Here is a 14,730-nt window from a genome sequence, read left to right on the forward strand (position 1 = left end):
GGCGACTAGTCGTAGCGCTCGATGCTGGTCTCGGCCAGGCGGGTACCGCGAACTATTCGTTCGCTAGGTAAAGTACCGACTCGTTGAGTATCAATGATGAGATCTCCTACCTCGGTCTCGTCTGGCGGGGAGGTCTCTCATCCGAGTCGGATTCAAGGCGTTCATGCGTCGCTGTGTGGTTGCCGCGGGCGTTGCGGTGACGTGCGCATCATCAACGCTGGTGTGGGGCAGCGGGCCCGCAGTGGCATCCGACCCGGAGATGCTCAGGGCTGACGCGGGTTGCGTCTGGAGAACGCCGGCCGAGCGCGCTCAGAACCTACAGACATGTACCTTCGACTCGACTGCGCTCGGGCGAGAGGCCACGGTCCAGATCCGAGCCGCAGACACACGAGAGCGCCAGGCAGGGCGCGGAATCTACTTCCTGGACGGATTGGGGTCGAATCCGGAGTTCAGTACGTGGACAGCGGAGCCTGAAACCGTCGCTGCCTACGATTCCGTCAACACTCTCGTCTTTCCGGCCGGTGGTGCAGGTGAGTGGATGACAGACTGGGAGAAAGCGCCCACCGGTCAGTCGATTCCGCCGCAATGGAGCTCGTTCATCGGGGTCGAACTGCCGAAGTATCTGCAGCGGAACTTCGATGTGCCGAGATCGGGCAACGGCATCGTCGGGGTATCGATGTCCGCGGGTCCGGCGATCGTCCTTGCGCTGGACCATCCAACGGTGTTCAAAGTGGCCCGTTCCTACTCCGGCTACTATCCGACTGACAACCCGCTCGGGTGGTTGGGAATACCTGCCATCCAGCGTGAGCGTGCCGACATCGAGAACGGACGCACCGCGATGTGGGGAGACCCTGAGGCGCCGGGTAACCGCTGGGCACAGAACGACGTCCTGTCCCGTATCGGCGAAGTCGCGCGAACTCGCCAGACCGTGATTGTTTCCTCCGGGAACGGAATTCCGACCAGCAATGAACTCCGCGAAGCCAACCAGGTCCTTCAGGAACGATTGGCTGCTGATCCCGGATCGGGTCCGAAGCTCGTGCAGCAGGCGGCAACCGCGCTAGCTCTGGGAGTTGCGCTGGAGTCTGGCGCTATGTTCTCGACGGTGGCCCTCCAGGCCGTATCGACACGTCTCGGACTGCCGATCTCGTTCAACTATCGGAACGGCGGACACAACTGGTATGCGTGGTCGGCGGACGCGAACGATGACGCGCAGATGATCGAACGAGCACTGCTGTCCAACTAGCGGCCTCGCGGCCGTTGCCGTGATCGAGGTACCAGTCGCCCGAATACGCGCGATCAGTCGTAGCGCTCGATGCTGGTCTCGGCCAGGCGGGACAGTCCCTCACGGATGTGGCGGGCCCAGATGCTGCCGATACCCTCGACCGCCTGCAGATCGGCCGACGAGCTCGCGAGCAGCGCCTGTAGGGTCCCGAAGCTGCGCACGAGCCGGTCCACGTGGGCGAACTGCAGCCGCGAGATCCGGGCGAGCAGACGGTAACCGCGGGGACTCATCGCCGTGTCCTGGGCCTCGATCGTCGTCGGGTACCCGAAGGCCCCGGCGAGCAGGGTGAGGTCGAGAAGGTCTGCGTCGCTGAGGTTCTCGACGACCTCGAGCGCCTGGCGGACATCCTCGGCGGTCGCCGGCTCGGGGCTGGCGTAGTAGTCGCGGACGAGCAGTTCGCGCATGGTGTCGTTGTCGCTGATCAGCTCCTCGAGCTGCAGGCTGACCTGCCGGCCGTTCACACCGAGTTCGAGGACGTACTCCTCGATCTCGGCCGACACACGACGGACCATCTCCATGCGCTGGGCGGTCGACATCGCGTCGCGCAGCAGCACGTAGTCCTCGATCTCCGCGCGCGACAGCGCCGAGATCACCTCGTCGAGCCGGGCCTTGTACCGCTCGAGGGTGGCCAGCGCGACGTTGGCGCGGGACAGGATCGGGTCCGGGCTCTCGACGACCCGGCGGGCGCCGTCGACGTAGACGCTCACGATCGACATCGACGCGCTCACCGAGATCACCGGATGCCCGGTCTGGATGGCGGTCCGCTCCGCCGCGCGGTGACGGGTGCCCGACTCCTCGGTCGGGATGGAGGGATCGGGGACCAGCTGGACGTTGGCCCGCACGATGCGCTTGCCGTCGGTGGAGAGCACGACTGCGCCGTCCATCTTGGCGAGCTCGCGCAGTCGCGTCGGCGCGAACTCCACGTCGAGGTGGAAACCGCCGTCGCAGATCTTCTCGACGTCGGAGTCGTGCCCCAGCACGATGAGGGCGCCGGTGCCGCCGCGCAGGATGCGTTCGAGGCCGTCACGAAGCGGCGTGCCGGGCGCGACGCGCGCCACCGTGTCGCGCGTCAGCTCGGATCTGACCACCTCGGCAACCATGACTTCCCTCCAGTGACCCGTCCGTCCCCGCGGGGACGGCGCCCACCCGCGCAAGGCCGGATGCCAGCGACATCGGCCGTTCTGATGGTGACTAGGGTACCGGGGTGTGAAGAGCAGCAGTTTCGTGGTGCCCGACGACCTGGACGAGGTGGAACGCCACCCGAAGGCGGCCAAGCCGGGCGAACCCGTCCGCATGCACAACCCGACCTGCTATGGCTGTGGACCGGACTCCCCGCAGGGCCTGCATCTGGTGGTGCATGCGGGTGAGGGGTTCACCGTCGACGCGTCGATGGAGGTCGAGACCCGGATGGAGGGCGGCCCCGGCGTCATCCACGGCGGCATCCTGAGCACCGCGTTCGACGAGGTGATGGGCACGATCCCGCTCCTGATCGGGCCCTCCGGGGTGACGGTGCATCTCGAGGTTGATTACATCCGGCCCATCCCGGTGGGCTCGACGCTGCAGTTCACCGGCACCTTGCTGGGCCGACAGCGCCGCAAGATCTTCACCGAGGCGGTCGCCCACATCGGTAATCCGGACGAGCCGGTGGCCAGCGCACACGCGATCTTCGTGACGATCGATGTGCGGAAGCACTTCGCCGCCCATGTCGAGAAGAGCGCCCGGGCGGAGGAGTACAAACGCCGGATGTACCCCTAGGCGCAGCGGCCAGGGGGACGGGTCAGAAGGGCGCGTCCACCGGATCGGCGTCGCGGAGACCGACGGCGTCGCCGAGGTTCGCCACACGCAGGATCCGGATGCCCGTCGGCAGTTCCTCGTCGGTGGCCGCGGGGATGATCGCCTCCCGGAAGCCGAGTCGCTTCGCCTCTGCGAGTCGGCGCGCGACGGCCGAGACACGACGGACCTCACCGCCGAGCCCGACCTCGCCGACGACCACCGTCGACTGCGGGATCGGCTGGTTCTTCACCGTGGAGTACACGGCGAGCGCGATCGCGAGATCGGCGGCCGGCTCGGTCACGCGCATGCCGCCCACCGTGGAGAGATACACCTCGCTCTTCGCGATCTGTTTCAGACCCCCGCGTGCCTGCAGTACCGCGAGCACCATCGAGACGCGGTTCATGTCCAGGCCGGAGACCGCCCGGCGCGGAATGTTCATCTCGGTGCCGTTCGCCAGCGCCTGGACCTCGCCCACCAGTGCGCGTTTGCCGTCCATGGTCACCAGGGTCGCGCTGCCGCTCACATCCGAATCACGTTGATGCAGAAAGATTCCGGAGGGATCCGGGACCTGATGGATGCCGTCGTCGCGCTGTTCGAAACACCCCACCTCGTCGGCCGCACCGAACCGGTTCTTGACACCGCGGACCATGCGTAGCGTCGAGTGCCGGTCACCCTCGAACGCGAGTACGACGTCGACGAGGTGCTCCAGCGACCGCGGCCCGGCGACCGCGCCCTCCTTGGTGACGTGGCCGACGAGGATGACCGCGACCCCGCGGTTCTTGGCGAGCGAGACCAGTGCGGTCGTGACCGCCCGGATCTGGGTCACGCCGCCGGTGACGCCGTCGGCCCCGGAGGCGACGAGGGTCTGTACCGAGTCGACGATCATGAGTGACGGCGCGACGGAATCGACGTGGCCGAGGATCGTCGCGAGGTCGGTCTCGGCGGCCAGGTAGACGTTCGGGTGCACCGCGCCGGTGCGCTCGGCCCGCATGCGGACCTGCCCGGCAGATTCCTCGCCGGTGATGTAGAGCGCCGTGCGGTCCTGTGCCGCCCAGTGTTTGACGGCTTCGAGCAGCAGCGTCGACTTGCCGACGCCGGGCTCACCGGCCAGCAGGATGACCGAGCCCGGGACGACGCCGCGGCCCAGCACCCGGTCGAGCTCGCCGATGCCCGTGGGGATCGCGGCGGACGATTCGGCGTCGACCTCGGTGATGCGCAGAGCGGGGCTCGACGGTGCGACCGCCGCGGTCGAGCGCGCCGACGGTGCCGGCCCGGCCACCTCGCCGATGGTGCCCCATTCGCCGCACTCGGGGCAGCGGCCCACCCACTTGGGCACCTGATGGCCACACGCGGTGCAGCGGAAGGACGTCTTGGTTCTGGCCACCCGGTCAGCCTAGGGGGCGGGGCCGACAGAACGAGCGAGGCCCGGCGTGTGCCGGGCCTCGCTCGTGGAAGTGGTTCGACCGGTGGTCAGTGGCCGCCTTCGCCGTGACCCTCGCCGTCGGCGCCGTGTTCGCCGGTGCCGGCCCCGGAGCCCTCTTCGCCGTGGCCCTCGTCGCCGTGATGCTGGTTGTAGAACGTCGGCTCGGCGTTACGTGCCACGTCCTGGCGCTCGAGCTCGGCGCCGCCGTCGACCGGGGCGTCGACGGTGGTCTGGCCGGCATCGACCCAGCGGCCGTCGGCCTCGCGCTTCTCGAACACGAACGTCAGCTCGGTCGTCAGACCCGCCGCGACTGTGTCACCGGTGTTGTCGAGCTCGACGCTGAGGCGCTTCTCGAACTCGGGGTTGGCGCCGACCGGGGTGCCGCCGCGCAGCGCCCCGTTGGGCGGGATGACGCGGTCATCGGCCTCAGCGCCCTCGATGAAGGTGACCTGCCCCTCCTCGGGGTTGATCCCCTTGAGGCGGTAGTAGACCAGCGGATCGGAGTTGGCGATGACGAACGCCAGCTCGAACGGTCCGCCGTCGCCGAAGACCGTCGATGCGTCGTTCTCGGGGTAGAGGATCTGCACGTCGCGGAGCTCGAGTTCGTCGTAGTTGACGTTCGCGCCGTTGATCGCGGGCAGCTGATTGGCGGTCTGCGAGATCTGACCCGCACCGCAGCCGGTGGTGCCGAAGGCGACGGCGATGCCGATCGCGGCAACCGCGGTCACCATGCGAGATGGCCGAACCGCCGACCGCCGCGCGGAAAGTGATAGCACTGACACCCGATCCTCCCAGGTCAAACGAAGCCGACATGCAGCGCGCGAAACCCTGCACTACGCAGCGTAGTGGGCGCGGTGCGGAAAAGTCCGGCCGGGTACCCGATTGGTCTGTCGCCGTCGCCGGCGCCACGGCCCCGCAGCGGTCGCCGGGTGGTCGAGCCCACGTCGTCCCAGGGGTCGGCGGGCGGTGCCGGGGAGCCCGGTCGACACCGTGGTGGGGCGTACCCCGCGCCAGGCCGACGGGGAGCTCCGGTGGGGTAGCCCACCCTCACCGCGCACCCCTCGCGACCTCGCAAGAGCCTGTCATGAAACCTGTTCACCGCGTTGACCTGCACCGTTGGGTGGGTGCCTCGGAACGCCCGTGCTAGACTGGCTTCACTCGAAAGGGGCAAGGAACATTGAATTTCAAAGTTGGCGACACCGTCGTTTACCCCCATCACGGTGCTGCCCGGGTCGAAGACATCGTGACCCGGACCATCAAGGGTGAGCAGATCGAATACCTTGTTCTCAAGGTTGCCGACGGTGACATGACCGTTCAGATTCCCTCGACGAAGCTCGAGTACGTGGGCGTTCGCGACGTCGTCGGGCAGGAAGGTCTCGATCAGGTCTTCCAGGTTCTGCGGGCCCCGCACACCGAGGAGCCGACCAACTGGGCGCGCCGGTTCAAGGCGAACCAGGAGAAGCTGATCTCGGGCGACATCATCAAGGTCGCCGAGATCGTCCGCGACCTCTGGCGTCGCGAACAGGATCGTGGGTTGTCGGCCGGTGAGAAGCGGATGCTGACCCGAGCCCGTCGCGTTCTGGTCGACGAGTTGTCACTCGCCCAGAACACCGACGACGAGAAGGCCACCAGCATGCTGGACGAGGTCCTCGCCGCCGCTTCCTGACCGCCGGTCGCACCTGGTTCAGGACTCTTCGTGACCCCTACGCCGGAGCTTTCCGGCGCAGAAGTCTGTGTCATCATCCCGGCCGCCGGGTCGGGAACCCGGCTCGGTGAGCCGGTGCCCAAGGCCTTCGTGGACGTGGGTGGACGGACGATTCTCGAGCGATGCGTCGACAACATCCCCGCCTCGCTGGGGGCGACCGTGGTCGTCGTGGTGCCCGCCGACCTCGTCGAGCGGGCATCGGCGTTGCTGACCGGCGTGCGCGTCGTCGCCGGTGGCGCTCACCGATCGGATTCGGTGCGCGCCGGCATCGCCGCCGCCGGTGGCGCCGGCATCCTGCTCGTGCACGACGCCGCGCGACCACTCACCCCCGCGCGGGTGTTCACCGACGTCGTCGCCGCGATCCGCGCCGGGCATCAGGCGGTCGTCCCCGCCGTTCCCGTCGTCGACACCCTCAAACAGGTCGAGCCCGGCCCGGCCGGTCTCGAACGCGTGACGCGGACCGTCGACCGCGAGGAGTTGCGCGCCGTGCAGACCCCTCAGGGTTTCGCCCGTGACGCCCTCCTCCGCGCGCACGCCGATGACGCCGGTATCGCGACCGACGACGCCGGCCTCGTCGAGAGATGCGGAATCGATGTCCACCTCGTCCCTGGAGACCCGCTTGCCATGAAGATCACCACGCCCTGGGACCTGCGTATCGTGCGCGACATGGTCGGTGGGCGATGAGGGTCGGCATCGGTACCGATGCCCATCGCGTCGACGCGTCCGCCGAGTGCTGGATGGTCGGTCTGTATTTTCCCGACGAACCGGGGTGTGAAGGCCACTCCGACGGCGACGTCGGCGCCCACGCGCTGTGCGATGCGGTGCTGTCGGCGGCGGGTCTGGGTGACGTGGGTTCCGTGTTCGGCACCGGTCGCCCGGAGTGGGAGGGTGTCTCGGGAGTCCAGATGCTCTCGCACGTACGGACTCTCATCGAGACCGACGGGCTCCGCGTGGTGAACGCGGCCGTACAGGTGGTGGGCAATCGGCCCAAGATCGGACCGCGCCGTGCGGAGGCGCAGCAGGTGCTGTCCGACGTGCTGGGCGGCCCGGTGTCGGTGTCGGCGACAACGACCGACGGCCTGGGCATGACCGGCCGCGGCGAGGGGATCGCCGCGGTGGCCACCGCGCTGCTGGACGCCGCGGGCTAATTCCCCGAGCTCAGCAGGATGTCGCAGGCCCGGCCGGTGGCCTCGGCCGGCGGGGTGAGACGCGCGGCGAGACCGGCCGCGCCCGCCGCCACCGCGGGATCGGTGAGGGGGGCCAGATCGTCCGGGCCGAACCGGGCGAGACGGTTGCCCGCTCCGGCGCCGGCTCTGCGCAGGGCGGCCGCCCACATCGGCTGATCGGCGCTCAACCACGCGACCACCGACGGGATCCCGGCGCGCGCCACGGCCGCCGTGGTGCCGGCGCCACCGTGGTGAACGGCACCGCCGCACTGCGGCAACAGGAGCTCGTGGTCGACGGGCCCATCGATGTGCAGCAGCCGGTCGTGGTGTGGCAGCGGGTGTTCGGTGTGCCCGATGACGCGCAGGCCGCGGGCGAGCAGAGTGGACACGATGGCGGTGATCTGCTCGCTGCTGATCTTCATGCTGCCGAAACCGACATACATCGGCGGTTCGCCTCCGCCGATCCAGTCCAGCGCGGCGGCCGTCGCGTCGTTCCCGGCCGCCATCGCACTCCGGGACGCGCTGTCGGGCAACAGGAATCCGACCAGCGGACGCTGCGCGCCCCACTCCTCGTCGAGACCGGGGAAGAGCGCGGCGTCGTAGGCCTGGATCTCCGGCACGCCCCGCGCGCGGAGCCGGCTTCCGAGTGGGCCTTTCGCGACCGGTAGGTCGAGTTCGTGGCGGAGTCGACGGTCCGCCCCGCGCACCGTCAGCCAATAGGTGCGGTCGGCGAGCAGCCACATCGCTCGCGAGACGGGCCGGGGGTAGCGGCGGTAGCGGACGTCGAGGCTCGCGTTGGGCCGCAGCGGACAGAAGTGCAACGGCACGAACGGGATTCCACGACTCTGTGCGATCGCCTCGCCGCGGTCCTGGGCGAGCGGACCGGTCACGAGCAGATCCGAGGAGTCGGCGAGCTCGCGCATCACGCGCTCGGAGGTCGCGCGCCCGTGTTCGGCGACCTCGCCGAGTGCACGCAGACGTACGCGCGGGTTCTTCGATTTGAGGCGTTCTTTCACCAGAGGGCTCGCGAGGAGCTCGGCGGTCGACGGTGCCAGCACCTCGGTCGGCAGACCCGTCGCGGCGGTCATGTCGACCAGATCCTCCGGTACGGCCAGACGTACCCCGTGTCCGCGCCGGGTGAGCTCGGCGCCGAGCGCGATCGCCGGCTGGATGTCACCCCGGCTGCCGTGGACCGCGAATGCGAACCTCATGCGCCCCAGGGCTTTCCCGAGATCCCCCAGGCGGCGAGCTCGTCGTCGACGAGGGACCGCAGGGACGCGGCGTCGGGGATGCGGACCGGGTCGAGGGAACTGACGCTGAACATCACGTGGCCGTCGTTGATCGCGAGCCAGCCGCTGACACCGCCCTTGCGGTCGCGCAACCGCACCGGGTCGCCGGTCGCGGTGATGGCCCGGATCGACAGTGCACCAGCGGTTCCGGTGCCGAGCGTCGCGAACTCGTCGGGGGCCTGGCCGACGTTCGACGCCAGGCACAGCGGTGTGGTCACCTTGGACGCCAGGCGCCGCGTGATCGACGGGCTCAGCGCCTGCAACACGACGGCTCGTTGCGCGACGGCGCCCGAGTTTGCGGCGAGTCTGCCGTAGGCGTCCTTGCATGCGGTGCGCACCGCGGTGAGGTCGTCGTAGCGCCCGGGGACGACCTCCACGAAAGCCGTTGCGCCCGAGCTGGCGTTGGCCCGCCGGTCGTCGAGCGTGCGGGAGGAGACCGGCAGCGAGACCGGGACGACGTCCCCTTCCGACACGCGACCGCTGCGCTCGAGGATGCCGACCATCAGGGCGGCGAAGAGACTGTTGTCGGTGCCCCCGCGGGACTTCGCCGCCCCGGCGTAGTCCGCCTGCGGGATCAGGACCGTGACATTCGGCGCGGTCTCGGCGCTCGAGACGTCGGTGTCGGGTGTGGTCCGGCCGGTCACCCGCACGGGGGAGGGCGGCGGGGTGGACCGGCTCGCCCGCCAGATCCGCGCCGCGGTCGTGCCCGCGGTCCACAGCAGGTCCGCCGCATCGCGGACGTCGGAGACGAGGCCGGGTTCGGCGCCGGGCACGTAGTCGAGGCCGTGGATGGCCTCGATGACCGCGACCGCTCCGGTGCCGCCGTCGGCGATGACATGGGAGATGATCAGCGAGACCAGCACCGAGTCGTCGGCGGCCGCGCGGGCGACGACGAGCCGCCACGCCGGCCCGTTCTCGAAGTCGAGCGGGGCGTCCGCCTGTGCCCGCCCCCAGGCCTCCTCGTCGCCGGCCGGTACCGGTTCGGTCTGCACCGAGACCGCGCCTGCCTCCGGGGTGTACCGCCAGTACGCGCGGCCGGGTCCACGGTGTCGGGTGACGAGCCTGCTCAGGCGCCCATAACGCAACTTCTGGCCGAGTGCGGTGATGGTGTCGACGTCGACCGTGCCCGGGAACCGCCAGAGTGTCTGGTTCACGACGGGGAGGCCGAGGACGACGTCCATCCGGACGAACAGGTCGTCGTCTGCGGTCAGGCGGTCGACGGCCTCCGGTGCCGACGTGCGGTCGGGGCGGACCAGGGATGCAAAATTCATGCTTGCCTTGCCGTTGGTTGATCGGGTCAGGTGATTGCCGGTACGGACTCCGCACTCTTCACCGCAGGACGCGCACACTACCGGACGCCTCTCCGGGAGACACGAGAGGGAAATCGCGGTTCGGTAGGGGTTCTGACGATGAGATCTTTCACACCGAGTCAGGGACCAAAGGGCGACTCCCGCGCGCCCAGCGGTCATTGCTACGGCAGAAAAGCGCTCCGGCGACCTCAAAACTAAGGGTCAGAGCCATACGAGCACGTTAGTCGGACCTACGGACGTTCGAGTTCAGGTTGTCGGCCGACTCTTGCCACCGCATAGCCTCGCATTCATTTTGCTCGCCAAACTATCAATCAAGGCGGATCCGGGTTACTGTCTTGACCGTTGATAAGGGCGTCCTAACCACGTTGGTGCGATCGGCTGTGGTGTCTGGGTCTGCGGTGGTGTCGTTGAGGACGTCCACCGAGGTGCTCGAACGCGTGGCGAACACGGAGGAAGTTGTGGAATACACCGAGCTGACCGACTATTCGATGCCCGGCGGCACCGTCACCGCCTGGGAGCCGCAGGTCGACGCCACCGAGTGGCAGACGGACTCCCGACAGCTGTCCTACATGCACCTCGAACACGCCCGCCGGGCGGTCCGCGAGGGGTCGGAGTGGTACAGCCAGTGGATCGGCACCGCCTTCCGGATCGAGCATCCGCTCGACCGGGAAGCTCTCTCCCGCACCATCATCGCGTGGTATCGCCGGCACGAGGCCTTTCGGACCTCGGTACGCGTCCACGAACCGGAGCATCCGCAGGGCGACCTGACCCGGATCACCATCTCGGCCGATTCGATCACCGTCCGCCAGCGCGACTTCGGGTCGGACCTGGCTGCCGACGAGGTCTCCGGCCTGGTCACCGACTACTTCAATCGCACGGTCACGCCGTTGAGCTGGCCGCACTGCATCGCCGTGACCGTGGAGCCGACCGGTGACGACACCGGATTCCTGCTCGTGTTCGCGGCCGACCACACCGTGATGGACGCCTACACCCAGGTGTTCGCCATCCGCGAGCTCACCGCGCTCTACGCCGCCGAGGTGACCGGTGAACCCCACGCGCTGAACCAGTTCGGCAGCTACCTCGACTTCAGCGACGCCGAGCGTCGACTCGGTGAGCAGATCGACGCGAACAACGTCGCGGTCAGTCAGTGGCGGGACTTCTTCGACGACACCCCGACCGCCGTGCAGCCCGAACCCGTCCCACGTTTCCCGCGGTTCGAGGTGCCGGCCGGTTCGCCGCGCACCATCGTGTCGGAACGCTTGCCGGACAACGGGTTCCAGGCGACCTTGTCGCACTGGCTGCTCGACGCCGCGGACACCAAGCGCTTCGACGCGGTGTGCAAGGGTGCCGGATCGTCGATGGCGGCGGGGATCTACACCGCGCTGTCCATGACCTCGGCCGCGCTGTCGGGCAGTGCGGATCTGCGATTCATCGGCCCGGTGCACACCCGTAACGCCATCGAGTGGGGCGAAGCCGTCGGCTGGTTCGTCGGCATCATCCCCGTCGCGATCCGGCCCGGCCGGCCGGCGAAGTTCACCGACGCGCTGACGGCCGTGGCGGCGACCTCCGCGCAGTACAAGAGCGTGGGTGCGGCCCCGTTCGCGCCGGTGGCCGAACTCATCGGCGGCGACGTGACGCCGCCCGGCTTCGTGGTGTCCTACATCGACCTCCGTCATGCCGAGGGTGCGGCCGACTGGACACCTCGCCAGGCGCGCGTGCTGCGCAGCGCGACGCGCGACGCCGACGAGGTCTACTTCTGGATCAACCGGATTCCGACCGGGCTCAACGTGTCCGCGCGATTCCCCGCCGACGAGAACGCCGCCGCCGTCGAGGTCTTCCTCTCCACGTTCCGCGAGATCCTGACGACGATCGTCGCCGACGGTGACTGCGAGTACACCTACCGTGCGGTCGAATCCGTGCCGGCCGGAGCGCACACCGGAGGGTCGACGGCCGCACTCGGCAGCTGATGACCGGCGCCGTGCGGACCGTCTTCGCCACGCCCCGGTTCGGTGCGCCGGGCTCGGTGGTGGTCCCGCTGCGCGACCACCTGATCGGCGGTCGGACCGTCGAGTGGGAACTGCGCGACGCCGATCGAGTGGGCCGTGCCGCGCAGCAGTGGGGGAGCGGGGTCTCGTTCCTGCAGTCCGACCACCTGGCGACGATGGGCGACAAGCGGCGTCGCGGCGAGGTGCACACCGGATTCCTGCTCGCCGCCATGCGTTTCGACACCGTCCTCGACGAGGGCGCGATGGCCGCGGCGCTCACCGACTTCGTGCGTCGGCACGAAGAACTGCGCGCGCACTACCGCCCCGGACCGGACGGTCCCCAGCGGTGGGTGGCGCCGCCCGAGGAGTACGTGATCGAGGTCGCCGACACCGAATCCGTCATCGTGGCCGGGGCCGATCTCGGCACCTGGGTCGGGCGTCGGGCGTCGGAAAAGGCTCGCGCGGAACTGGTTCCGGGGTCCTGGTGGGCGGCGACCGTCGACGACGGCGGTTTCACCTTCTTCGTGGCCACGGATCACGCGCACGGCGACGGATATTCGTCGGTGCTCGCACTGACCGAGATCACCGCGCTCTACCGTGCACACTGCGCGGGGAGGACACCCACACCGCCGGCGCCGGGCGCGTTCGGCGAAGCCGTGCTCGCCGAACGGTCCGCGGCGGCCGCGCTCCCGCCCGACGACGAGCGGGTGGCGATGTGGCGAGAGGTGTTGCTGGCCAACGACGGTCGCGCACCGCGGTGCCCGCTCGACCTGGGCCTCACCGACGACGCCCCGGCCCCGGCGGTCGCGGTGGAGCAGTGGTTGCTCGATCCGGATGCGCTCGCGCGCTGCGACGCCCGACTGGACCGGACCGGCGAGGGATTCGCCGGTCTCCTGTACGCCACCCTGGCGGTGCGTCACCGCGAGATCACCGGGGAGTCGCGGTTCTTCGTCTCCACGGTGCTCGCCACCCGCGACGCCGGGACCGCGTGGACCCAGGGCTGGCTGTGCAACTTCGCCCCGATCGCAGTGGAGCTCCCCGCCGAGCCGACGCCCTTCGACGACGTGGTGCGCGCGGCCGGACGTAGCGTGCGCGCCGCGCGCCGCGCGAGTTCGGCGCCCGCACACGGGGTCCTGGCGTTGCTGGCCGCCGAAGGCGTCTTCCGGGGCCTGGACGGCAGCCCGTACATGGTGTCCTACACCGATCTGGCGCGACTACCGATCGGCGACGACCCGGCCCTGACGACGATGCAGACCTCGAGTGGCGTCGGCCCCACGCGCAACGCCAACCTGTGGTTCACGCGGACCCCCGCGGGCCTCGTCGTCCGGTGTCATCTCCCCGACAACGACGTGGCACGCACATCGGTCGCCGACCACCTCGCACGTGTCGGCGGCATCCTCGACGACTATGCGAGCGGGAGGCCGCAGCGGTGAAGCTCTCGAGTTCGGAGACCTGGGAGGTCGAGCCGGGGGAACTGATCCGATGGCTTCCGCTACCCGGCGGCTGCGCGGCGTCGTCGAGCGCGCCGGTGTCGGAGAACGAGCGATTCCACCTGGACTCGATCGCGCAGGGGCAACCCGGCTGGATCGCGCTCACGCTCGACTTCCCCGAGCGGCTCGAGCTCGCGCGCCTTGGCGAGGTGGTGTCCACCGTCATCGCGCGGCACGACGTCCTGCGCAGCCACTACGTGGCGACCGACACCGGATACCAGCGAGTGCTGCACGGCGGCGTCGACGTCAAGGAGGACTCGCACGAACCCGACGCCGGGCTCGGGCCCGCGGAGTTCGCGGCCGAACTGGCCGGACGGATCACCGCCACGTGCAACCCGTTCGAGCCGGTGCCGCACTTCCTGGCCGCCGTCCGCAGAGCGTCGAGCACGACCCTCGTCTGCGGGTTCGACCACTGCTACGTCGACGCGCGCTCGATGGCGCTGCTGTCCTCCGAGATCTGCGATCTGCTCGCCGGCGCGGCCCTCGCTCCCGCGGAGTCCGGGCTGGACGCGCTGCGTCGGGTCGCGGGCGACGAGGCGGCGGTGCCCCCCGACGACCCCCGACTGGGCGAGTGGGGACGATTCCTGGCCGCGACCGACTGGCAGGTCCCGGAGTTCCCCGTCGACCTCGGTGTCCCGGCGGGCGAATCCGTGGAGATGCGCACGATCGTCGAGACCCTCCTGCCGGGCGATAAGGCGCGGGCATTCAGTTCGGCGGTCCACCGACACGGCGGGCGGACGTACCCCGCGGTGCTCACCTGCGCGGCAATGGCCGTCAAGTCGCTCGGCGGGCCCGACGAGCTCGCCACCGTGGTGCCCACCGGCACCGGCGCGGGCCCCGGCTGTGTGGGCTGGTCGGTGGGCAACGCGCCCCTGCGGATCACCGGCGGCGACGATCTGTTCGGGGCGGCGGAGATCAACACGGTCCGGCTCGCCGCCGCCCTGCCGCTGGCCGAGATCGGGCTGACCCCGGTCTACCTCGCCTTCGGCAACCGGCTCCGTCAGCGCCGGTCGGACGTCTTCATGATGTCCTACGTCGACTACACGCGACTGCCGGGTCCGCATCGGGGGGTACGGGCCGAACAGGTCTCCAGTGCCAAACCGACCGACACCGCGCAATGGTGGTTCTGGCGCGATGCGGACGGGATCCACGTCCGCGTGCGGCATCCCGCCACCGAGCGGGCAGTCGCAGTCCTGTCCGCGACCATCGCGGAGATGAGGGCGACCGCCGCCGCCGTCGCCGCGGAGCCGGCCGGCCCGGTCGGCGTCCCCGGTGAGGGTGCGTGAGGTGCGCGCACCTGCGGCTCG

The 14,730-nt window shown here is 69.5% G+C and carries 13 protein-coding genes; 8 read left to right on the forward strand and 5 right to left on the reverse strand.

Annotation, left to right across the window (positions count from 1 at the left end; genetic code table 11):
- Positions 1-259: 259 nt before the first annotated feature.
- Positions 260-1,243 carry an alpha/beta hydrolase family protein gene (locus ACFUEJ_RS02530; RefSeq protein WP_083229482.1) on the forward strand — a complete coding sequence of 328 codons (984 nt, stop codon included), beginning with the start codon at positions 260-262 and terminating at the stop codon, positions 1,241-1,243.
- Positions 1,244-1,296: 53 nt separating this feature from the next.
- On the opposite strand, the gene disA is transcribed toward ACFUEJ_RS02530, so the two are convergent.
- Positions 1,297-2,382: a DNA integrity scanning diadenylate cyclase DisA gene (gene disA, locus ACFUEJ_RS02535; RefSeq protein WP_055475230.1), complete on the reverse strand. Its 1,086-nt coding sequence runs from the start codon at positions 2,380-2,382 to the stop codon at positions 1,297-1,299.
- Positions 2,383-2,488: 106 nt separating this feature from the next.
- On the opposite strand from disA, the gene ACFUEJ_RS02540 reads away from it, so the two are divergent.
- Positions 2,489-3,037, forward strand: a complete 549-nt coding sequence (locus tag ACFUEJ_RS02540; RefSeq protein ID WP_055475229.1) for a PaaI family thioesterase — start codon at positions 2,489-2,491, stop codon at positions 3,035-3,037.
- 22 nt (positions 3,038-3,059) lie between these two features.
- Here ACFUEJ_RS02540 and radA read toward each other — a convergent pair whose 3' ends face one another.
- Both radA and ACFUEJ_RS02550 read right to left on the reverse strand, forming a co-directional pair.
- Complete coding sequence (gene radA, locus ACFUEJ_RS02545) at positions 3,060-4,439, reverse strand: DNA repair protein RadA (RefSeq protein WP_055475228.1); 1,380 nt, start codon at positions 4,437-4,439, stop codon at positions 3,060-3,062.
- Positions 4,440-4,525: 86 nt separating this feature from the next.
- The gene (locus tag ACFUEJ_RS02550) at positions 4,526-5,209 is read right to left on the reverse strand and encodes a hypothetical protein (RefSeq protein ID WP_388027401.1); all 684 of its coding nucleotides are present in this window, start codon (positions 5,207-5,209) and stop codon (positions 4,526-4,528) included.
- Between the two features lie 446 nt (positions 5,210-5,655).
- Between ACFUEJ_RS02550 and ACFUEJ_RS02555 the strand changes: the two genes are divergently transcribed.
- From ACFUEJ_RS02555 to ispF, 3 genes are read left to right on the forward strand one after another with little or no spacing between them, the layout of a single operon-like run.
- Complete coding sequence (locus ACFUEJ_RS02555) at positions 5,656-6,144, forward strand: CarD family transcriptional regulator (protein WP_004020903.1); 489 nt, start codon at positions 5,656-5,658, stop codon at positions 6,142-6,144.
- Positions 6,145-6,174: 30 nt separating this feature from the next.
- The gene (gene ispD, locus ACFUEJ_RS02560) at positions 6,175-6,867 is read left to right on the forward strand and encodes a 2-C-methyl-D-erythritol 4-phosphate cytidylyltransferase (protein WP_388027408.1); all 693 of its coding nucleotides are present in this window, start codon (positions 6,175-6,177) and stop codon (positions 6,865-6,867) included.
- Entirely contained in the window at positions 6,864-7,331 is a 468-nt protein-coding gene (gene ispF / locus ACFUEJ_RS02565; protein WP_388027410.1) for a 2-C-methyl-D-erythritol 2,4-cyclodiphosphate synthase, read from the forward strand. The genes ispD and ispF overlap by 4 nt, the downstream gene beginning before the upstream one ends.
- On the opposite strand, the gene ACFUEJ_RS02570 is transcribed toward ispF, so the two are convergent.
- Together ACFUEJ_RS02570 and ACFUEJ_RS02575 are read right to left on the reverse strand one after the other, a co-directional pair.
- Positions 7,328-8,560 carry a nucleotide disphospho-sugar-binding domain-containing protein gene (locus ACFUEJ_RS02570; RefSeq protein WP_388027413.1) on the reverse strand — a complete coding sequence of 411 codons (1,233 nt, stop codon included), beginning with the start codon at positions 8,558-8,560 and terminating at the stop codon, positions 7,328-7,330. The two genes, ispF and ACFUEJ_RS02570, sit on opposite strands and share 4 nt — an antisense overlap.
- The gene (locus ACFUEJ_RS02575) at positions 8,557-9,909 is read right to left on the reverse strand and encodes a hypothetical protein (RefSeq protein ID WP_311277855.1); all 1,353 of its coding nucleotides are present in this window, start codon (positions 9,907-9,909) and stop codon (positions 8,557-8,559) included. The genes ACFUEJ_RS02570 and ACFUEJ_RS02575 overlap by 4 nt, the downstream gene beginning before the upstream one ends.
- A 497-nt stretch (positions 9,910-10,406) precedes the next feature.
- Here ACFUEJ_RS02575 and ACFUEJ_RS02580 point away from each other — a divergent pair, with 497 nt between their 5' ends.
- Genes ACFUEJ_RS02580 through ACFUEJ_RS02590 form a run of 3 tightly spaced genes read left to right on the forward strand, consistent with a single transcriptional unit; the run spans position 10,407 to position 14,709 of the window.
- Positions 10,407-11,915 (forward strand): condensation domain-containing protein, encoded by a 1,509-nt coding sequence (locus tag ACFUEJ_RS02580; RefSeq protein ID WP_068972229.1) that lies wholly within the window; start codon positions 10,407-10,409, stop codon positions 11,913-11,915.
- Entirely contained in the window at positions 11,915-13,366 is a 1,452-nt protein-coding gene (locus ACFUEJ_RS02585) for an acyltransferase (protein WP_068972203.1), read from the forward strand. Before ACFUEJ_RS02580 ends, ACFUEJ_RS02585 begins: the two co-directional genes overlap by 1 nt.
- The gene (locus tag ACFUEJ_RS02590) at positions 13,363-14,709 is read left to right on the forward strand and encodes a condensation protein (RefSeq protein WP_068972202.1); all 1,347 of its coding nucleotides are present in this window, start codon (positions 13,363-13,365) and stop codon (positions 14,707-14,709) included. The genes ACFUEJ_RS02585 and ACFUEJ_RS02590 overlap by 4 nt, the downstream gene beginning before the upstream one ends.
- The last annotated feature ends 21 nt before the right edge of the window (positions 14,710-14,730 follow it).

The organism is Gordonia sp. NPDC057258 (assembly GCF_042668985.1).
GTDB classification, from domain to species: domain Bacteria; phylum Actinomycetota; class Actinomycetes; order Mycobacteriales; family Mycobacteriaceae; genus Gordonia; species Gordonia hongkongensis.